We start from the raw sequence: 18,370 nt of genomic DNA, 5'->3' as shown, positions 1-18,370 counted from the left end.
AGTCCCTTCCGTCCCATAATCCAATACAAACCTAGGCGGCGGCCTCCACGGTGGCCTTCTCCGTCGTCGTCATCTCCGGCGGCGCGGCGCGGAAGCCCCGGGTGATCAGTGCCAGCACTACGATCCCCAAAGCAAGCCAGCTCAGTCCCAGCGTAATGGCGTTGCTGTCCAGCTGGGAGAGCAGGTAGGCGCAGACGATGGCGCCCACCGCCGGGACCGCCACGTAGGCGACGGCGTTCAGCTGCTCCCCCGCCCGGCGTCGGCGCACATAGTGGAACACCACCGAGACATTGACCAGCGTGAAGGCGGTGAAGGCGCCGAAGTTGATGAACGACGTCGACGTCGCCACGTCCAGGAAGATCGCGATCAGGCCCACGATGCCGGTGATCACCAGGTTCACCACGGGCGTGTGGAACTTCGCGCTAAGCCGGCCGAAGATGGCCTTGGGCAGGACCGAGTCGCGGCCCATGGCGTAGACCAGCCGGGAGGCGCTGGCCTGCGCGGCGAGGCCGGAGGCGAACTGCGCCACCACCAGCCCGGCGAGGAACACCGCGCCGAAGACCTGCCCGCCGATCTGCAGGGCGATGGCGCTGGCCGCGGACGCCGAGTCCTCAAACACCCCGCCCGGGTGCACCAGCTGCGTGATGTAGGAGACGGCCACGAAGATGCCGCCGCCGATCAGCGCGATGAGCATGATGGCGCGCGGCACGTTCCGCCGCGGGTCCACAGTTTCCTCGGTGAGGGTGGTGACGGCGTCGAACCCCAGGAACGAGTACGCCGCGATGGCCGCTCCCGCGGAAATGGTGGCGAAGCTGGACGTGCCGTTGAAGAACGGCTCCGTGCTGGCCAGGCCGCCAGGGCCGGAGACGGACACGATGTTGCCGACGGCCAGCGCCACGAAGAACACGATCACCAGCAGCTGGAACGCCATCAGCACGTAGTTCGCCTTGTCCGCCACCTTGATGCCCAGGATGTTCAGGACCGTGGTGATGAGGATGAAGCCGACAATCCACAGCCACATGGGCACGCCCGGGAACTGCGCGCTCAGGTAGGAGGCGCCGATCAGCCAGATCACCATGGGCAGGAACAGGTAGTCCAGCAGGATCGCCCAGCCCACCAGGAAGCCCACGCGGGGATCGATGGACCGGCGCACGTACGTGTACGCGGAGCCGGCCACCGGGTAGGCCACCGCCATCCGGCCGTAGCTGTGGGCCGTGAACAGCATGGCCACCATCGCCACGAGGTACGCCGACGGCGCCGCCCCGCCCGTGGTCTCGGCGATCAGGCCGAAGATGGCCAGGACAATCAGCGGGGTCAGGTACGCCAGGCCGAACAGCACCAGCGACGGCAGCTTCAGCGTGCGGGTCAGGGTAGTTGTCACGTGGTTTTCCTTAGGCATTGAAGGACGGGGGCGTCCAGGTCAGCGGATTGATCCGGCCCTGGTAGACGGGCAGTTCGACGGCGGCCTCCCCGTCCCGGAACTGGGACCAGGGGCGGTTGAGGTTCTCCGTCCCGTGGGTGCGGACATGCCCGACGGCGGCCAGGTCCAGGTCCGCCGCCAGCAGCACCGGGGCGTCGTCCCCGGCTTCGGCGATGGTGTTGCCCTCAGGGTCGACGATGATGCTCTTGCCCTGGCCGGTGGGGCCGGCGCAGTTGACGCTGACCACGAACACCTGGTTCACGATGGCGTTCGCCTTGGCCAGCACCAGTTCCTGCCGCCGGTCCGGCGTGGTGGTCTTGACGACGTTGAGGATCACCTCTGCGCCCATCCAGGCGAGCTGGCGGGACACCTCCGGGTACCAGGCGTCGTAGCAGATGTTCAGGCCCACCCTGCCGATGCCGGCCAGGTCCACGGTGGTGAACCGGTCGCCGGGATCGTAGGGCTCGAACGGGCGCCAGGGGAAGATCTTCCGGTAGTAGCCGGCGAGCTCCCCCTCCGGCGACAGGACCAGCTGGGTGTTGAACAGCTGGCCTTCCGGGCCGCGCTCGCAGACGCTGCCGGGGACCAGCCAGATGCCCAGGTCTGCGGCGAGCTGCTGCAGTTCCTTGATTCTTGGGCCATCGAGCGGTTCGGCGGAGCCCTGCAGTGCTTCGGTGCGCTGCCGGTCCGGGGTGCCGTCGCCGAAGAGATGGAGCTCCGGGAAGACCACCAGTTTGCTGTCCGGCTTGGTCTTGAGGGCAGCGGTGACCTCGTCCGCGAAGGCCGCGACGGGTTCGCCGATGAGCCGCGGCCTGGCCTGGGCAGCAATGAGGGGAAGGATTCGTTGCATGGGTTTTCTCCGAGCTGGGATGTGATCTGAGCTATATTAGATCAGAATGATCCAATTATGGGAAGGGGCTGCGGATGGGCCGTAAAGTAGCGGATATGACCCGTCAGTTGGAGGACAGCGCCTCCCCCGTATCTCCCGGCGGCCCCGCCGGCGCTTCCCGCACTGATGCTTCCCGCATCGGTTCCGGGGCGCTGGCCGGCATCGACCGCCGGAGTGCCATCGACGCCGTGCGGCTGCGGATCGGGATGGCCATCTCGCTGGGGCTGCTGAAGCCCGGCGAGCGCCTCCCCGACCAGGAGGACGTGGCGCTGGGACTGTCCGTCAGCCCGATCACTGCCCGGCGCGCGCTGGCGAGCCTGGCGGACCAGGGCGTGGTGGTGCGCCGCCGAGGACGGGCCGGCGGAACCTTCGTGGCGGACGAGCCGCCGCCCGATGTGCTGGCGGAACTCACGGCTTCACCGGCCGAGTCGCAGGCGGTGAACCGGCTGGTGGACCGGCGGCTGCTGTTCGAATGCGCGGTAACGCACTACGCGGCTGCCAACGCAACGGCTGAACAGCTGGACGAGCTGGAACAGCTGACCAGGAAGATGGCATCGTCCACGGACTGGTCCGCGTACCACCAGGCTGACGAGCAGTTCCACCAACTGGTGGGCACGGCGTCCTGTCTGGGGACCCCCGTCGGGATTTATCACGAGACGCTGGCCGAGCTTTATGCCTACTTCATCCCCTACCCCATTGAGCTGCTGCACAAGTCCAACTGCGACCACATCGAGCTCGTGACGGCGCTGCGCGCCCACGACGCGGACACCGCCGTCGAAATCTCACGCAAGCACGTGGACATCCTGCACCGGACCATGTTCATGGGTCTGGCACAGGGTGGATCCCAACCTGCGCCCGCCTGAACCAGTCCGATACCGGGTTTGCCGCCCAGTGCGATACAACACTTCGTGTCCGGATCCGGAATAGCGAAGTCCGGCCACGCGGTTGTGGCAAGCATGAAGGCAGTCACTTACAGCACATACGGAAACCCCGACGTCCTCGAATACGGCGATCGGCCGATGCCTAAAGTCGGGCCCGGAATGGTCCTGGTCAGGGTCAAGGCAGCCGCAGTGAACCCGGTGGACTGGAAGATCATGGCCGGCTACCTGGACGCGGCAATGGACCTGGAGTTTCCCGTGATCCCCGGCTGGGACGTGACGGGGGTTGTGGAGTCGGTAGGCATTGATGCCCGGCAGTTCAAGCCTGGCGACGAGGTCATCGCCTATGGCCGCAAGGACTACGTCCACGGCGGAAGTTTTGCCGAGTACATCGCGCTGCCGGAGCGGGTCCTGGCGCGGAAGCCTGCCTCGCTGGGGTGGAACGAATCGGCGGGCCTGCCCCTGGCCGGGCTGACCGCCTACCAGGTCCTCAACCGGCTGGGCCTGAAGGCGGGCGAAACTGTTCTGATCCACGGCGGTTCCGGGGGCGTGGGGTCGCTTGGCATCCAGATCGCCGCAGCCCTGGGCGCCAGTGTCATTGCCACCGCCTCGGAGAAGAACCACGAATTCCTCCGCTCCCTGGGTGCCGAGCCGGTTGCCTACGGGGACGGGCTCGCAGAGCGCGTACGCGCGCTGCGCCCTGACGGCGTGGACGTCGTTGCCGACTTCGTGGGCGGAAACCTCGAAGCAACGCTGGCGGTGCTGGCCGAAGGAGGCCGGCATGCTTCGATCGCCGACAGCGAAGCGGAGAAGCATGGCGGCACCTGGATGTGGGTCAGCCCCGTAGGCGCCGACCTGCAGGAACTGGCCGACTTGGTGGACAGCCGGAAAATCCGTGTTGAAGTTGCCGAAGTGTTCCCGCTGGAAAAGGCCGCGGATGCCTTCCGGTCCAACATGGAGGGACATACCCGCGGCAAGATCATCGTTGCCGTGGAACAGGGTTCCTAATCCGGACGACGGCGGCACCCAAGCCTTGGTGCCGCCGTCGTACATCCTGCGCGGCTAGCCGGCCGGAGGCTACCGCCTGCTGCGGGCCGTGCTGTCCGTGTCCTCCCCCACGCCAGCGTCCGCATCCTGGTACGCCACGGCCGCCGTGGAGGTGTCTTCATGGACCGCTCTGTCACCGAGGGCACCCCCGCCGCCGTCGCCAACCTGGCCGCTGCGGGTCTTGGCCAGGCTGGCCACCGTGGCCACCAGAATGGCGGCAGCGATGAAGAGCAGTGAGAACCAGATGGGGATCTCAGGCACCCACAGGAGCGGCTGGCCACCGTTGATGAAGGACACCTCGTTGACGTGCAGGGCGTGGAAGACCAGCTTCACACCGATAAACGCCAGGATGACGGCCAGGCCCTGCGCGAGGTACACCAGGCGTTCCAGCAGTCCTCCGATGAGGAAGAACAGCTGCCGCAGGCCCATCAGGGCGAAAGCGTTGGCGGTGAAGACGATATACGCCTCGCCCGTCAGGCCGTAGATTGCGGGAATCGAGTCGACCGCGAAGATCAGGTCCACGAAGCCGATGGCAATGATGGTGAGCAGCATCGGCGTCACGAACCGCTTGCCGTCCAGGTTCACAGTGAGCCTGTCCCGGTGGTAGTCCGGGGTGACCGGCAGGGCGCGGCGCACGAATGTCATGAACCTGCCGTCGGCCGGGTTGCCGTCATGGCCGCCGAAGGCCTGCCGGTACGCGAGGAAGAGCAGCAGGGCGCCGAAGATGTAGAACACCCAGGAGAAGTTTTCAATCAGCGTGGCCCCGATGGCGATGAAGCCGCCGCGCAGGATGAGGGCGATGATGATGCCCACCATCAGCACCTTCTGTTGGTACTTCCTGGGGACGGCGAACCCTGTCATCACGATGAGGAAGACGAACAGGTTGTCGACGGACAGGGCTTTTTCGGTGAGGTAACCGGCGAAGTACTCGCCGCCAAACGTCCAGCCCGCCACCATTCCAATCGCGACGCCGAACAGCAGCGCGAGTCCGATGTAAAACGCCGACCAGCGCGCCGATTCGCCGATCGACGGTTCGTGGGGTTTGCGGACGTGGGCGAAGAACTCGTAGACGAAGAACAGGATGGTCACGGCGATGGTGATGATCCATACCAGAGGGGTTACCTGCATGGTGGGCTCCAAAGGGGTAGGCGTTGACATGCGCCAAGGTCTCCTCCGCCCGGATGAACCGGAGCCGGCGGCCCGGGATGCATCGCTGCATCCGTATTGACGGGCCACTCGCTGACGGGAGTACTCCCCTTGATGGGTTAAATCGTAACTGATTAGCGGGCGGCTACCACCAGGCTGACGAGCAGTTCCACCAACTGTCGCGCTGGTGACGGCGCTGCGCGCCCACGACGGGGACACCGCCGTCGAAATCTCACGGAAGCACGTGGACATCCTGCACCGGACCATGTTCATGGGGCTGGCGGAGGGAACGCCAGGGGCGGCAGATCGCCTAGGAACCTAGGCGCATGTCCATGGCGTTCTCGCCCGTCATCCATTCCTGACCCGAAGGCGCGGACCCCGGATTCCCAAGGAAATCCGCCAGCGCTGCCTCAACGGGCCCAAGGTCATTGACGAACCGCGAAGGAATGAAACCCGTCACCGGGCCCATCGGCACATCCACCGATTCGTCCGCCACCTGCCCGGGCCGCACCAACACCGCCCATGACCCCACCTGCCCGGCCTTCGGATTTCGATGGCACACTAGCCCCGATGCCGCACTTCCGGCCACCTCGAAACGGGCCGCCCGATGCTCAACTGCCAGGTGCGCGCGTGCACGCCCGTCCAGGGAAATCAATGCACTGGCAGCCGCATTCCGGGCCTCCGCCGCGGTGCTGAACCCGTGCCCGTTCACCGTCCACGCCGCCGTTGGCTTGGAGCTTCCGATTGCCAGCCTCCACCCCGTTCCCAGGTTCGTTCCCGCAACGAAACCTCCCATCCACGCGATGCCCGCTGCCGAATTGACGTTAATCCCCAGGATCAGACACATGGCCAGGGAACCGAAGAGACACAGCATGGACACCCACGCGTGGCGTGAGCCGAACCGAAAGAGCCAGATCCCCAGCGTGATTCCAGCAGCCAGCGCTGTGAAGACGGGCCAGGTTGGCTCGATCCGTCCAAAGAGGACCAACGCCAGCGAGCCAAGAAAGACGGCGCTGCCAAGGATGAAGTAGCCAAGCCCTGACTCGCGTTTCCTCTTTGCAGGCCGCGCGCTTCGCTTGTCCGCCGTTCCCGGTCGCATCGTATCCACCAACCCCATACGGCCTTGACCGTGTCATTGCCCCAGCCGATGACGGCACCGCCGTCCGGCCCTTCCAGGTACCAATGCTATTGGGTTGCGCGGCGCCGTTGTTTCATCGCCTGCCCGGTCGATTTGCACGCTCTCGGAAGCCACTTTTCCCTGCACACACGCGGTTTTCAGGAGTAGGCTGTGGACGTCGGCAGGATTCCTGCGACTCCTGCCGCGCGGCCGGTTCTCCACCTGAAGAACCGGTAACCCGCGTGAGAGGGAGACTAATGACTACCGCTTCACACCCCACCCACCACCACGCGATGGGGTTGTCCCTTCACAACACCGCCATGGGCCTTGGTGCGGTTTTCCTGCTGGTCGGCGTCCTCGGGTTTATCCCCGGGACCACCACCAACTACGGCGCCATGACCCTTGCCGGACATGACTCCGGCGCCATGCTGCTGGGGGTGTTCCAGGTGTCCGTTCTGCACAACATCGTCCATCTGCTGTTCGGCGCGGCCGGCATTGCCATGGCCCGGACGGCCTCGTCGGCCCGCTGGTTCCTGCTTGGCGGCGGCATCGTGTACATCGTCCTGTGGATCTACGGCCTGGTCATTGACATGGACGGGAGCGCCAACTTCGTCCCGTTCAACACCGCCGACAACTGGCTGCACCTCATCCTCGGCCTGGCCATGGTCGGCCTGGGCCTCTGGCTCGGCAGGGATGCCATGGACCGGACGAGGGGAAGCGCCACGCCGTAGCGCGGACCCACGGTCCTGAATTAACCGACGACGGCGGCCGTCCCCTGAGCGGGCAATCTGCTCTAGGGGGACGGCTTTCGTCATGTTCAAAGATCCCCGCGGCCGTTACAGGTAGTCTTCGGCATGTTCGCGGGCGATTTCCAGCAGGGTGGAGTGGAAAGCAACCTCCGCCGGAGCGTAGACCTTGTCCTGGCGCTGGGCCAGCAGCACCCGCCGCAGGGGTGCGGCGGAGCCGAGGCAGATGACCCGGACGTCAGGGTGCTGCAGGGCCACAGCGGTCTTGGGCACCATGGCCACGCCCATTCCGACGCTCACCATCGCCTGGGCTTCCTGGTAGTCGTTGGCCAGGAAGCCAATCGTTGGTTCGAACCCGGCCTCATGGGCAGAGCGCTGCAGCACCTCCACCACGGGGTGGGCCTCGGCCCGCACGATCCACGATTCTTTCCGGAGCTCTTCCATTCTTATCTCTTCACGGTCGGCGAGCGGGTGTCCGCGCGATACCAGGATGACCGTGCTTTCCTGGAAGACCTCCGTGATCCGGATGGAATCATCATGAAAGCGGTTCCAGGGGTAGTCCCACAGCAGGCAGAGCCCGGTGACTCCCGACTGCAGGTCATCAACAAGCTCCTCGAAGCGTGCACTTCGCAGCGAGAGCCCAATCGCCGGGTACCTCTTCTTGAAGGCCCGGATGACAACGGGCATGAATGACCCGGCGAGAGTCGGAAACGTCCCTACCGTCAGGGAACCGCGCTTGAGTCCCGCGATTTGGTCCAGGTCCGACTGGGCGGCCCGCATCTGCCCGATGATCTTGCGGGCGTGGCCGGCGAGCACCTGCCCAGCCTCCGTGGGGACCACTCCGCGCGAGCGGCGGTTGAGGAGAGGCTGCCCGACTTCCTGTTCGAGCTTCCGCAGCTGCTGGGAGACCGCCGAGGGCGTGTACAGCATCAGTTCGGCCGCAGCAGTGATCGATCCCTGCTCGACGACCTCCACCAGCAGGGCCAGCCGCCGGATATCAAATAAATCTTGGGCTTCATCGTTAACCACTGCTTCACCCTTCTCCGCCATTGGTTCATTCTATGCAGACTCCGCATTTCGTGCGGCTTCTTTAGGCCTACTAGCTGGTCTGAGAGGAGATCCGGGGCGACTTCCAAGCCTGCAGTTGCAGTGAATGAAGAAGGACTACACAGTAGTTCAGAAATCCAACATTGTCTTCATTTGTGATCTGACTCAATCTCGATACAGGCCCCGAACACATCGCGGCAGTCGAGAAGCAAGGAACGGGATCATGAAGATCGAAGCGGAGTGGATGCGCGGAGGCACCAGCAAGTGCTGGGTCTTCGAAACCGGACAGCTGGGCGGGACGGGAACCAGCCCGGACGTGCTGCTTCCCCGGCTGTTCGGCAGCCCGGACCACCGGCAGATCGACGGCGTTGGCGGGGCAACGTCCACCACCAGCAAAGCGATGATCCTTCACCGCCCGGCAGATGATGACGTTGATGTCGAGTTCACCTTCGCCCAGGTGGGCATCGAAGAGGCCGCGGTGGACTGGGGCAGCAACTGCGGCAACTGCTCGGCAGTGGTGGGCCTGTACGCCATCGAAAAGGGCTGGGTGGTGCCCACCGGCGACGTCACCCGGATCGTCACCCGCAACACCAACACCGGCCAGATCATCATCCAGCGGGTGTCCACGCCGTCCGGTGCCCTGCCGATCGTGCCGCAGGCCCAGATGCCCGGCGTGCCGTTCCCCGGGTACCGGGTGGGGCTCGGCTTCCAGGATCCGGCCGGCAAAACCACCGGCCAGCTGCTTCCCACAGGATCTGCCACGGACACCATCACCGCCGGCGGAACCCGCTGGACCGTCTCCATGGTCGACGCCGGAGCACCGGTAGTCATTCTCCGGGCTGAGGACCTGGGCCTTGACCCGGAGCGCTACCACAGCTGGTCCGCCGGGGTAGAGCTGCAACTGGAGACGCTGGAGCACATCCGCCGCCAGGCAGCAGTGCGGATGGGGCTCGCAGCCACCACCACCGACGCGGCGCGTGCCATCCCCAAGGTGGCGATCGCAGCTTCACCGGCCCAGGCAGACTCGGAAAGCGACGTCAGCGTCATGATGCTCTCGATGGGCAAGCCCCACCCGGCGCTCGCCATCACCGGCAGCATCGCACTGACCCTCGCCGCCCGCACCCCGGGCACTGTGCTTAACAGCATCACCGGCAGCACCCTTCGCCCCACCCTGCGGCTGCAGACACCGGCCGGCGTGATCGAAACCTGGAGTGAGGAACGGGACGGATCGCTGCTGGTCGGCGTCGACCGGACCGCCCGCACCATCGCAACCACCACCATCCACCTCCCCGAGGCCCTCGGCAGCGCCGTCGACGCCTCCTTCGCCAGCGCCACCAACTGAGCTGGGCCACCAACTGACCTGCGCCACTCAACGAGGAGACAGCATCATGACTAAGACTGAAGAACAAACGGCACTCCTGGATACAGACACCCGCGACGAACAGTCCCAGGGTCCGAACCGTCGCCGCCGTATCCTGCTGATGACGGTGGCCGCCACCGCTATTCTGGGTCTGGCCGCCCTCCTGTTCGGGGGTGTCATGTTCAGCCCCGCGGCCGCCTCGGAATCGGAGCCGACCATGACCGCCACCCAGATCATCCCGCTCGTCATCCTCGTGGTGATGTTCGTCGTCGCCACCAAATGGCCGCTGAACATCGGCGTGATGGGGCTGGTTGCCTCCTTCGGCGTCGGCTACTTCATGCTCGGAATGACCGACAAGCAGATCCTTGAGGACTTCCCGGCCAGCATCGTCCTGACGATCATCGGCGTCACCTACTTCTTCAGCATGGCCCAGCGGAACGGGTCCATCGACATCATCGTCCAGACCTGCGTGCGCCTTGTCAGGGGCAAGACAATGCTCCTGCCGTGGGTGTTCTTCCTCATGGCTGCCGCACTGACGGCACTGGGCACCTTCTCCCCGGCCGCCGTCGCACTCCTGGCCCCGGCAGCACTGGGACTTGCCTACGAATCACGCATCCACCCGGTCCTCATGGGCGCGTTTGTCATCAATGGAGCCCACGCCGGCGGCTTCTCCCCGCTGTCCGTCGCCGGCGTGCTGGTGCATGACATCTCCGTGAAAAACGGATTCCCCATCGAGCAGGGCGCACTGTTCACGGCAAGCTTCGCCCTCAATTTCATCCTTTCCGCCCTGACCATCGTCCTGTTCGCCCTCCTCGGCAAGCTGCGCGACCAGCACGCCAACGAGTACGCCGGCCTGGACACGCCCCGCGTGGGACGCCCCCAGGGCCAGCAGATCTTCACGCTCGCACTGATCGCTGCGATCCTCGTGTGCACCCTGGGCTTCCACATGCCCATCGGATTCGTTGCCCTCTCCGCCGGGCTCCTGCTGGCCTTCGTCAACATCAAGGAACACAAATCGTTCATTAGCGGTGTTTCCTGGTCCACCGTCCTGCTGGTGGCGGGCATGATCACCTACGTCTCCCTGCTCCAGCACGTCGGCGTCATCGACACCCTCGCGGAGATGGCCCTCGCCCTGGGAGCACCGCTCCTGATCGCACTGGTCCTCTGCTACGTCATCGGGGTCGGCTCCGCCTTCGCCTCCTCCACGGCACTGCTGACCGCGTTCATCCCCATGGCCGGCCCGCTGCTGGCAACGAGCTCACTGAGCGCCTCGGGAACCGTCGCGGCACTCGCCATCGCGGCCACCGTCGTCGATGTCTCCCCCTTCTCCACCGACGGCGCCCTCGTCGTCGCCAACGCCCGGGACAACGATCGCCAGCGCGTCTACAAGCAGCTCATGATGTACGCGGGAGGCGTGGTCCTCGCAGCACCCGCCCTGGCCTGGGCCCTGCTGGTACCCACCGGCATCATGTGATCCCCTTCCGGAGGGAACACACCAGGGTTTCTGCCAGCCGGTGACCACCGGCAGGCAGGACTGCCGGATACACATCCGGCAAGCGGACGGAACGGCCCTGCACTCCATCGCAACAGGTAGCCCGAAAGCCGGGCGCAGGAATGAACCCGTACGCACCAAAGGCAGGGCGGCTCAGCCGCCCTGCCTTTTGGCGTGCCAGGCCAAACGTACCGGAGGAAGAGGCGGCGGCCCGGGCCGGGGTGGCGGCGTAATGGCAGCGCTCACAGACGCGTGCGGCCCCTCGTCCTAATTGCGGACAGGCCTATCCAGCCGGAGCAGGGTGGCGCAATATAACCCCATGAAAAAACTCATCATGGCCAGTGTCACCGCGGCAGTTCTGGGGTTAGGCACCATCAGCCTGGCAGCCACGGGCTCCGCGGCGGCCCCCGAGCCGTCGCAGGCCACCGGCCAAATCATCGTCAAGTTCCGCGACAACGGCGCCGCGGCCAGCCTCCTACGCCGGCAGGGCCTCGGGGAGGGATCCGACGTCGGGAGCACCGGAGCTCGCGTCATCAGGGTTCCCGCTGGCAAGGAACCCCAGCTGATCGACGCCCTGAACCGCAACCCCGCAGTTGAGTACGCCGAGCCGGACGAGGTGGTTACTGCCACTACAGCCGACACGTATTTCCCGCGCCAGTACGCCCTGCAGAACACCGGCCAGTCGTTTAACAACACCGCCGGCACCATCTCTGTGCCCGCCGGCGAACCCGACGCCGACGTGGACGCCGTGGAAGCGTGGAAGGTCACCACCGGAAGCGGCATCAAAGTGGCCGTCCTCGATTCTGGAGTCGCAACCGACAACCCGGACATCAACCCGAAGGTTGTCCTGCGGGCCAACTTCAGCGGTGCAACAAGCAATGAAGACATTTATGGGCACGGTACCCACGTGGCCGGCATTGTCGCCGCCACCCACAACACCTCCGGCGTGGCGGGCGTGTGCCCCGGCTGCACCATTCTGGCCGGCAAGGTTCTCAACGACAGCGGGGTCGGATCCAGCTCGGGCCTGGCGAACGGCATCAACTGGGCGGTCAGCAACGGCGCGAAGGTGATCAACATGAGTATCGGCGTGCGGGCATCACGCACCCTCGAAACCGCCGTCAACAACGCCTGGAGCAAGGGTGTGGTGCTGGTTGCCGCAGCAGGCAACGGCGGCAACCAGACCAAGATCTACCCGGGCGCCTACCCCAACGTCATTGCCGTCGGCGCCACTGACAACAAGGACGTCAAAGCGTCCTTCTCAACCTACGGAGCCAGCTGGGTGGATATCGCGGCCCCCGGAGTCAACGTCTACTCAACGTTCCCGAACCACAAGACCGTCATCGGGACGCAGAACAACCGCTCGTTCGGTTACGACGTCGGCAACGGCACCTCCATGTCGGCACCCATCGTCGCCGCAACGGCCGCCCTTGCCTGGAGCTCGCACCCGGGCGCCACGAACACGTCAGTCCGCGCCAACGTGGAGTCCAGCGCCGACGACGATGTTGCTGGCACGGGCACGTACTGGGCCCACGGCCGGGTGAACGCGTTCGACGCCGTCTCAGCACCGTAACGACGGCGGCCCGTAGCGGCGGCGGCCCGTAGCGGCGGGGCGGTCATCCGGAACCTCTTCCCTTGTGACCGCCCTCTGCGGCCTGCCCTGCTGACTTGCCCCTACTGACCGGGCGCCCGGTAGGACGGGGTCTTCTTTGCCGCCTCGTCGATCTCCTCCGGCGTCAGGAGCGGCTTCAGCCGCACGTTCACGTTGCCCGACGAATTAATCATCAGCGACAGGGCGGCCGCGCCGGCCGGATCGGGGACATCGAAGACGCCCAGGACGTCAGTGTCCCCGAAGGCGTAGTAGAAACTCTCGAGTGAACCGCCAACGGACTTGAGGGCGTCGGTCAGCGCGGCACGCCTCGCCGTCCCGCCTTCGCGCATGAGCCCCTTGATCCCTTCACCCACGTAATTGGCCTCAAACAAATACTTGGTCATGGTCTTTTCCTGTTCCGCGATGTCCAGGACACAGGCACCCGCGGGCATGCCTGGCACCCTCGCCGGCAGGTCCTGGAGCGGTCCCCGAATGGGGCCGTGCGCACAGCGTAGGCCCACTTCCGTGCAGTGACAACGGTCCTCCGGAAAGTCCGCGGGCGGCTCGGGTGGCGGACCGGCGGGCTCCGAGGCCTGCGCTGCGGTGTGAGCAGACGGATACAAAAGCGAAACGTTGAGTCGTCCCGGTGAAACATGCCGTGGCTACGCTAATTCCTACCTGAGAGACGGTCCGTCCGCAGGTCGATTGAGAGGAAATAGCCATGCTTTGGAATACCTTGAACCTGTTCTTCATCTCGCGCACCGACGGAAACTCCGCACTCGGCGAGGCCGGGGCGAACACCGATTTTCCCCAGGGCCAGCTCACGTCCGCAGCCTGGGAAGGCTGGTGGGACAGCGCCGCGCAGGCATAGCCTGTGGTGGCTGAGGACCGGGGCACCAGTGAAGTCACCCGAGTTGCTGGCACGGTGGTCGTCTAGAAGACTGCAGGGATGATGCTGGGGGAAGACTCGAGACCCGTGGAGTTCCGGACATATATGCCCCTGCGGTACCGCGCCGTGCTGGGTGTTGCCGGCATTGCTGCAGTCCTGATTCTGCTGGCCAGCGGACCTTCGCCCTGGCTGGCAGTGCCCGTGGCCGCGGTTTTCGTAGCTGTCACGACAATGACCGCCCGGATTCGGCTGGGTGAAGTCAGCATGTCCATCCGCGTCGCCGGTCTGTTCTCAACCACCATCCACTACCGGGAGATATCTGCCGTCTCCGTTGGGCCTGCTACAAGATTTGCGCAGGGCATGGGTTTGCGCATCCTTTCCGGGGGCGGCACCGGCTACCTCGTTGGCGGCCCATCGGTGCGCATCCAGCGCGACAGCAACACCGTGCTCGTCTCGTGCGCCAATCCCCAAGCGCTCGTCGCACGCATCGGCGCCCACTTGCCGCGGTGAAGACCTGGGCGGGCCCGGGCCGTTATTCAGGGGGCGTCGCGGGGACTACTCGGGGGGATTCCTTAGGGCTGGCCAATTGCTTTGGTACGCTCGCCGCAAGGGATGCAGCAGCGCGAGGAGGGTAAGGCGTGACAGAACCTACGGGCAGTACCGAACTCGAGGACCAGGGGTTGCCGCTGACAGCCCTGGCCGTGGCGGCGGGCCGTGCCGTCGAGACGTCGCGGGCCGATCCGCTCGTGGCTGATCCCTACGCCTCAGCCCTGGTGGTGGCCGCCCGCTCCCACCTCGACCTGCCGACGGTGTGGCCCGCTGAACCGTCCGAGGCTCCTCCCCTGCAGCAGCCGCTCTTGCTTGCTTGCATTTACATCGGCATGCGGACCCGGTTCATTGACGACTTCCTGCGGTCCGATCATGCCACCATGCAGACGGTGGTTCTCGGTGCGGGCCTCGATACTCGGGCCTACCGGCTGACCTGGCCGGCCGGCGCCATGGTCATTGAGATCGACAGCGCCAACGTCCTGGACTTCAAGGCCCACGTGCTGAGCCGGCTTTCGGCGGAGCCCGCGTGCGAACTGGTCAGTCTGCCCGCCGACCTGTCCCTGCCGTGGCGGGAGGCACTGCTGGCCGCCGGTTTTGAGCCTGCCCAGCCAACCACCTGGGTCCTCGAGGGCCTGCTGCCGTACCTCGATTCCGCCGCCCAGCATGCAGTGCTGGGCGAAGTCGCGGCATTGTCTGCGCCGGGATCGCGGACGGTGATTGAGCGGGCCGTGCCGCTGCCGAAGACGGACGACATCGAAGCCAAGCTGCGCGAGTTCAGTGAACAGACGGGTCTGCCCATGAGCGAGCTGCTGGCGCGGGCCGATCCGCCGGATCCCGTCGAGCTGCTGGAGGCAGCAGGCTGGCACTGCAGCAGTCACTCGGTGGAGGAGCTGTGTTCGAGCTACGGCCGCGTACTGTCGCTTGACCCCTCGGTTGGCAGGACCGCAGCAGAGCAGCCCGGACCGCAAAACCAAGGCCAGGACCAGTCCCGGGGCGGCTTCGTCACCGCCTGGCTGTCCTGAGCTTGTTCACTTCACCGCAACCTGGCTAGGCAGCAGTGCCGTGAGAGAGCACGCAGCTAGGCTGGACGTCCGCGTAGTGCAGACTGTCCAGCCTAGCTTTTTCGAATATCTAGCTTCGCAGGTTACTAAAGCGTCCTAGCTTGCAGGGCTACGGGTTGGACGCGGCTTCCAGCAGCTAAACGGGGATGGACGCATAATGGCTGGTGAGTGTCTTCGACGGCGACCAAGCGCCGTGCCACTCGCGGAACGTGACCCTATGGAAATCCTCTTCATCTCCCGCTTCTGTATTCAAGGCATAATGAACGCTATCAAATGTGGTTAGCTTATTTGCCGGTATCCAGACCGACCCCCAGGTGCTACTTCCGAGACGATAATCTGTCCCGTACATGTCATACTCATACCGGTTCTGATTAATGTTTAGATAGGTCCCCTCAAAGCAATACACAGAAATTTTGTAATTGACCTTCTTGACGTACCTGTTGCTTTCCCATGCCCAATACCAATAGGGGGTTTGGGCGGTCAACGAGCAGGTCGAGTTACTTTGGATCGAATGGCTGGCCGCGACCGTGGAAGTTTGCGCGGTCTTGATTTCACTTGCTTGGGCGGGCGAGGCCAGCACGGAGGGAACAACTGCGGCAGACAACGCCAGGGCCGCGACCGTTGCCACCCTTGCCCGAAGGGAGCCTTTTGCCTTTTTTACTGGTGCAAACATACGGATTGACTTCTTTCTATGGAGGTTATGATTCCGGAAATCCGGTGTGTAATTATTCTGCGCCCGCAGGTTAAACCGGCGCTTCCGTGCTGGCACGGTAAATTCACCATCGCCGGAATTCAGGCACGCCGTACTTCCCTTGGCATTGCGGCTGTTAACCTCACCGCCACCTCCCCGCAGACGGCACGCCACCTGGCATCCCTAGGGTGAACGGGCCGGCGGCTCAGCGCCGGCCACCGTCATCCGGGAGGAACCAAAACCATGCGCAAATTCGTGACCGCAGCGGCCGCCGTCGCACTTTTCACCGCAGCCATTGGCTCGTCGGCGGGTCCCGCCGTCGCCGCGCCGGCCGCGGACGCCGGCACGCCGTCGTCGAACGCTTCCGGCACCGCCACGTCCGCCGTCAAGACCAACGAGCGCAACGGCTCCTTCGACCTGCAGTCGCACCGCGGCGGCCGCGGCGAGTGGACCGAGGAATCGCTGGCCGCTTTCGCGAACTCGCTGAAGCTGGGCGTAAGCACGCTCGAACTGGACACGCACCTGACCGAGGATGGCAAGGTGATTGTCTGGCACGACGACACGATGCAGGCCAACAAGTGCGCGGACACCGCGCCAGCCACGCCGAACGACCCCGAGTTCCCGTACGCGGGTGACCGGGTGGCGGAGCTGTCGTTGGCCCAGATCAGGACTCTCAACTGCGGCTACACGCAGCTGGCCGGATACCCGGAGCAGCAGGCGATCGAGGGCAACCACATCGCCGAGCTCAGGGATGTGTTCCAGCTGGTCCGCGACTACGGTGCCAAGAAGGTCCGCTTCAAGGTGGAGACCAAGGTGGAGGACGGCCAGGCCGGCGGCGAAGGCTCAGTGGCGCTCACCAAGGCCGTGGTCACCGAGATCTACATGGCGGGGATGTCCGGCCGCACCACCGTGCAGTCGTTCGACTGGTCAACGCTGAACTACACCAGGAAGATCGCCCCGCAGCTGCCGGTCGTGGCGCTCTCCAGCGGTGACGCGTGGCTGCAGGTGGGCAAGCCCGGCGCCGCACCCGAGCTGGGCGGCATTGACATCGACAACTACGACGGCTCCCTCGCCAAGGCCGCCAAGGCCCTGGGCTACGACGTCATCTCCCCCACGTTCCGCTCGGTCACCCCGCAGATGATCGCCGAAGCCCACGAGTACGGCCTGCCCGTCATCCCGTGGACCGTGAACACGACCGCCGACATGGCCCGGCTGATGGACCTCGGCGTGGACGGCATCATCACCGACTACCCCACCCGCCTGCGCACCCTCATGGATGAGCGCGGACTGAAGCTGCCGAAGGCTTACGCGGCTGTCTAGGCCGTTTCTTCCATCGATCGCTCCATAACTGCCGTTTTGAGTCCCAAAAGGGCCGTTATGGAGCACTCGATGGGTTCTGGACACGCTAAGGGCGGCCGGTGGAACCCGGCCGCCCTCTAGTTGAACTGGCTACCTTGACTGCAACATGTTCCACAGAATGAGGTCGTGCGCGTGCTTGGCTTTGTCGTCACCGCGGAAGTCGGCTTCCTTGACGCTGCCGCCGGTGTCGATGCCGATGCTTGATGAGGAAGCAAAGCGTCCAAGCATCGATTTGTTGGACAGCATCGATACGGAGCGGATGTTCTTGTACGGGATAGAGACGATGGCCAGCTTATTGCCCACGAAGCTCTTGTCCTGCAGGATGATTCGCATATTGGTGATGCCGACGAAGCCGGTGCCGACTCCGATGCAGTCGTAGACGGCGTAGACGGTTTCGCCCTGAAGCAGTCCGGCGTTGATCTGCTCGAGCTGGTCCGGACGGTCATGGATGATCTGGGACAAGGTGTTCCCCTAGGATTCGTATGGTCGTGGCGGTCTTGGGCGCCGGTCAGTCCCGGAGCGGCATGCCCTTTGCGTCCTGCCGGAAGTAGTTGGCGCCAGCGAGAATCATGATTCCCTCAACGAAGCCCCACAGGGCGACGAGCCCGAACGTGAAGACACCCACGAAGACCGTGAGGAGAAGCTGCACAATGCCAATTGTGGTGTATCCGAGATAAAAGCGGTGGATACCCAACCCGCCCAGAAATATACCCAAGAGTCCTGCAGCCAGCTTGGATTTGGGCTGAGGGTAGGCGTAGGCAGGATTCGGCATCGGCGGCTGCTGGGACATTTGCTGGTACTGGCTCTGCAGCTGCTGCGGTGCTGCCGGCGCCTGATACTGCGGCGGCGCAGGCGGGTAGTTCTGATATTGCGGAGCCGCTGGGGGCTGCTGCTGGAACTGGCCCGGGGCAGGAAAACCTTGTTGCTGAGCAGGCATCGGGGCCTGGGGCGGATCGAATGAAGGGACTGGCGGCGTTGTGGGCACCGGCGCCCCGGCCGGGAGGTTCCAAGCTTGCTGGCCCTCACCGGGGGTTGGCGTATGCTCTGTCTCCGGAGTGTTTGCCTCGGAGGGCGCCCACGGCTGTTCGTTG

20 protein-coding genes and 1 pseudogene are annotated in these 18,370 nt (G+C 64.9%); 11 read left to right on the top strand and 10 right to left on the bottom strand.

What is annotated here, in order from left to right:
• Positions 1–31 precede the first annotated feature (31 nt).
• Together LFT45_RS05895 and LFT45_RS05890 are read right to left on the bottom strand one after the other, a co-directional pair.
• Entirely contained in the window at positions 32–1,381 is a 1,350-nt protein-coding gene (locus LFT45_RS05895; RefSeq protein ID WP_236807440.1) for an APC family permease, read from the bottom strand.
• A gap of 10 nt (positions 1,382–1,391) precedes the next feature.
• The gene (locus LFT45_RS05890; RefSeq protein ID WP_236807438.1) at positions 1,392–2,270 is read right to left on the bottom strand and encodes a carbon-nitrogen hydrolase family protein; all 879 of its coding nucleotides are present in this window, start codon (positions 2,268–2,270) and stop codon (positions 1,392–1,394) included.
• Positions 2,271–2,365: 95 nt separating this feature from the next.
• Between LFT45_RS05890 and LFT45_RS05885 the strand changes: the two genes are divergently transcribed.
• Both LFT45_RS05885 and LFT45_RS05880 read left to right on the top strand, forming a co-directional pair.
• Complete coding sequence (locus LFT45_RS05885) at positions 2,366–3,172, top strand: FadR/GntR family transcriptional regulator (protein WP_236807436.1); 807 nt, start codon at positions 2,366–2,368, stop codon at positions 3,170–3,172.
• A gap of 93 nt (positions 3,173–3,265) precedes the next feature.
• On the top strand, positions 3,266–4,195 hold the full coding sequence (locus LFT45_RS05880; RefSeq protein ID WP_236807434.1) for an NADP-dependent oxidoreductase: 930 nt from the start codon (positions 3,266–3,268) through the stop codon (positions 4,193–4,195).
• Positions 4,196–4,264: 69 nt separating this feature from the next.
• Here the strand turns inward: LFT45_RS05880 and LFT45_RS05875 are convergent, their stop codons facing one another.
• Positions 4,265–5,362, bottom strand: coding sequence for a TerC family protein (locus LFT45_RS05875; protein WP_236807432.1), 1,098 nt, complete (start codon positions 5,360–5,362; stop codon positions 4,265–4,267).
• A 205-nt stretch (positions 5,363–5,567) separates the two neighbouring features.
• On the opposite strand from LFT45_RS05875, the gene LFT45_RS23270 reads away from it, so the two are divergent.
• Positions 5,568–5,702: a hypothetical protein gene (locus LFT45_RS23270; RefSeq protein ID WP_272912760.1), complete on the top strand. Its 135-nt coding sequence runs from the start codon at positions 5,568–5,570 to the stop codon at positions 5,700–5,702.
• Here LFT45_RS23270 and LFT45_RS05870 read toward each other — a convergent pair.
• Positions 5,691–6,479, bottom strand: a complete 789-nt coding sequence (locus LFT45_RS05870; RefSeq protein WP_442863617.1) for a hypothetical protein — start codon at positions 6,477–6,479, stop codon at positions 5,691–5,693. The genes LFT45_RS23270 and LFT45_RS05870 overlap by 12 nt on opposite strands.
• A gap of 275 nt (positions 6,480–6,754) precedes the next feature.
• Here LFT45_RS05870 and LFT45_RS05865 point away from each other — a divergent pair, with 275 nt between their 5' ends.
• Entirely contained in the window at positions 6,755–7,228 is a 474-nt protein-coding gene (locus LFT45_RS05865) for a DUF4383 domain-containing protein (protein ID WP_236807430.1), read from the top strand.
• Between the two features lie 105 nt (positions 7,229–7,333).
• Here LFT45_RS05865 and LFT45_RS05860 read toward each other — a convergent pair whose 3' ends face one another.
• The gene (locus tag LFT45_RS05860; RefSeq protein ID WP_236807429.1) at positions 7,334–8,293 is read right to left on the bottom strand and encodes a LysR family transcriptional regulator; all 960 of its coding nucleotides are present in this window, start codon (positions 8,291–8,293) and stop codon (positions 7,334–7,336) included.
• Positions 8,294–8,513: 220 nt separating this feature from the next.
• On the opposite strand from LFT45_RS05860, the gene LFT45_RS05855 reads away from it, so the two are divergent.
• The 3 genes from LFT45_RS05855 (at position 8,514) to LFT45_RS05845 (ending at position 12,712) form a co-directional block, all read left to right on the top strand.
• On the top strand, positions 8,514–9,632 hold the full coding sequence (locus tag LFT45_RS05855) for a PrpF domain-containing protein (RefSeq protein ID WP_236807428.1): 1,119 nt from the start codon (positions 8,514–8,516) through the stop codon (positions 9,630–9,632).
• Positions 9,633–9,678: 46 nt separating this feature from the next.
• Positions 9,679–11,124, top strand: a complete 1,446-nt coding sequence (locus tag LFT45_RS05850; RefSeq protein WP_236807427.1) for an SLC13 family permease — start codon at positions 9,679–9,681, stop codon at positions 11,122–11,124.
• Between the two features lie 337 nt (positions 11,125–11,461).
• Positions 11,462–12,712, top strand: a complete 1,251-nt coding sequence (locus LFT45_RS05845; RefSeq protein ID WP_236807426.1) for a S8 family serine peptidase — start codon at positions 11,462–11,464, stop codon at positions 12,710–12,712.
• Between the two features lie 101 nt (positions 12,713–12,813).
• Here LFT45_RS05845 and LFT45_RS05840 read toward each other — a convergent pair whose 3' ends face one another.
• The gene (locus tag LFT45_RS05840; RefSeq protein ID WP_111902841.1) at positions 12,814–13,134 is read right to left on the bottom strand and encodes a GYD domain-containing protein; all 321 of its coding nucleotides are present in this window, start codon (positions 13,132–13,134) and stop codon (positions 12,814–12,816) included.
• A gap of 317 nt (positions 13,135–13,451) precedes the next feature.
• Here LFT45_RS05840 and LFT45_RS05835 point away from each other — a divergent pair, with 317 nt between their 5' ends.
• The 3 genes from LFT45_RS05835 (at position 13,452) to LFT45_RS05825 (ending at position 15,190) form a co-directional block, all read left to right on the top strand.
• Positions 13,452–13,601: a hypothetical protein gene (locus tag LFT45_RS05835; protein WP_236807425.1), complete on the top strand. Its 150-nt coding sequence runs from the start codon at positions 13,452–13,454 to the stop codon at positions 13,599–13,601.
• A gap of 78 nt (positions 13,602–13,679) precedes the next feature.
• Positions 13,680–14,129 carry a hypothetical protein gene (locus LFT45_RS05830; protein ID WP_236807423.1) on the top strand — a complete coding sequence of 150 codons (450 nt, stop codon included), beginning with the start codon at positions 13,680–13,682 and terminating at the stop codon, positions 14,127–14,129.
• A gap of 128 nt (positions 14,130–14,257) precedes the next feature.
• Entirely contained in the window at positions 14,258–15,190 is a 933-nt protein-coding gene (locus LFT45_RS05825; protein ID WP_236807421.1) for an SAM-dependent methyltransferase, read from the top strand.
• A 175-nt stretch (positions 15,191–15,365) separates the two neighbouring features.
• Here LFT45_RS05825 and LFT45_RS05820 read toward each other — a convergent pair whose 3' ends face one another.
• A complete protein-coding gene (locus LFT45_RS05820; RefSeq protein WP_236807414.1) occupies positions 15,366–16,094 on the bottom strand; it encodes a hypothetical protein in 729 nt (242 codons plus the stop codon).
• 69 nt (positions 16,095–16,163) lie between these two features.
• Here LFT45_RS05820 and LFT45_RS05815 point away from each other — a divergent pair, with 69 nt between their 5' ends.
• A complete protein-coding gene (locus tag LFT45_RS05815; RefSeq protein ID WP_236807412.1) occupies positions 16,164–17,240 on the top strand; it encodes a glycerophosphodiester phosphodiesterase family protein in 1,077 nt (358 codons plus the stop codon).
• A gap of 129 nt (positions 17,241–17,369) precedes the next feature.
• Here the strand turns inward: LFT45_RS05815 and LFT45_RS05810 are convergent, their stop codons facing one another.
• The 3 genes and pseudogenes from LFT45_RS05810 to LFT45_RS23340 form a co-directional block, all read right to left on the bottom strand.
• Positions 17,370–17,741, bottom strand: coding sequence for a PH domain-containing protein (locus tag LFT45_RS05810; RefSeq protein ID WP_236807407.1), 372 nt, complete (start codon positions 17,739–17,741; stop codon positions 17,370–17,372).
• 46 nt (positions 17,742–17,787) lie between these two features.
• The gene (locus LFT45_RS23345) at positions 17,788–17,928 is read right to left on the bottom strand and encodes a hypothetical protein (RefSeq protein ID WP_336885618.1); all 141 of its coding nucleotides are present in this window, start codon (positions 17,926–17,928) and stop codon (positions 17,788–17,790) included.
• Positions 17,929–17,940: 12 nt separating this feature from the next.
• Positions 17,941–18,051 (bottom strand): annotated as a pseudogene (locus LFT45_RS23340) (NINE protein); the annotation flags it as partial.
• Positions 18,052–18,370 lie beyond the last annotated feature (319 nt).

This window comes from Arthrobacter sp. FW305-BF8, assembly GCF_021789315.1.
Taxonomy (GTDB): Bacteria; Actinomycetota; Actinomycetes; order Actinomycetales; family Micrococcaceae; genus Arthrobacter.
The sequence above is the reverse complement of the archived record's forward strand: the minus strand, read 5'-3'. Positions and strand labels throughout refer to the sequence as shown.

Excerpts from the sequence above, each read along its gene's own strand:
- LFT45_RS05890 (WP_236807438.1), bottom strand. The coding sequence starts at position 2,270 with ATGCAACGAATCCTTCCCCTCATTGCTGCCCAGGCCAGGCCGCGGCTC.
- LFT45_RS05885 (WP_236807436.1), top strand. The coding sequence starts at position 2,366 with ATGACCCGTCAGTTGGAGGACAGCGCCTCCCCCGTATCTCCCGGCGGC.
- LFT45_RS05880 (WP_236807434.1), top strand. The coding sequence starts at position 3,266 with ATGAAGGCAGTCACTTACAGCACATACGGAAACCCCGACGTCCTCGAA.
- LFT45_RS05875 (WP_236807432.1), bottom strand. The coding sequence starts at position 5,362 with ATGCAGGTAACCCCTCTGGTATGGATCATCACCATCGCCGTGACCATC.
- LFT45_RS05870 (WP_442863617.1), bottom strand. The coding sequence starts at position 6,479 with ATGCGACCGGGAACGGCGGACAAGCGAAGCGCGCGGCCTGCAAAGAGG.
- LFT45_RS05865 (WP_236807430.1), top strand. The coding sequence starts at position 6,755 with ATGACTACCGCTTCACACCCCACCCACCACCACGCGATGGGGTTGTCC.
- LFT45_RS05860 (WP_236807429.1), bottom strand. The coding sequence starts at position 8,293 with ATGGCGGAGAAGGGTGAAGCAGTGGTTAACGATGAAGCCCAAGATTTA.
- LFT45_RS05855 (WP_236807428.1), top strand. The coding sequence starts at position 8,514 with ATGAAGATCGAAGCGGAGTGGATGCGCGGAGGCACCAGCAAGTGCTGG.
- LFT45_RS05850 (WP_236807427.1), top strand. The coding sequence starts at position 9,679 with ATGACTAAGACTGAAGAACAAACGGCACTCCTGGATACAGACACCCGC.
- LFT45_RS05845 (WP_236807426.1), top strand. The coding sequence starts at position 11,462 with ATGAAAAAACTCATCATGGCCAGTGTCACCGCGGCAGTTCTGGGGTTA.
- LFT45_RS05840 (WP_111902841.1), bottom strand. The coding sequence starts at position 13,134 with ATGACCAAGTATTTGTTTGAGGCCAATTACGTGGGTGAAGGGATCAAG.
- LFT45_RS05835 (WP_236807425.1), top strand. The coding sequence starts at position 13,452 with ATGCTTTGGAATACCTTGAACCTGTTCTTCATCTCGCGCACCGACGGA.
- LFT45_RS05830 (WP_236807423.1), top strand. The coding sequence starts at position 13,680 with ATGATGCTGGGGGAAGACTCGAGACCCGTGGAGTTCCGGACATATATG.
- LFT45_RS05815 (WP_236807412.1), top strand. The coding sequence starts at position 16,164 with ATGCGCAAATTCGTGACCGCAGCGGCCGCCGTCGCACTTTTCACCGCA.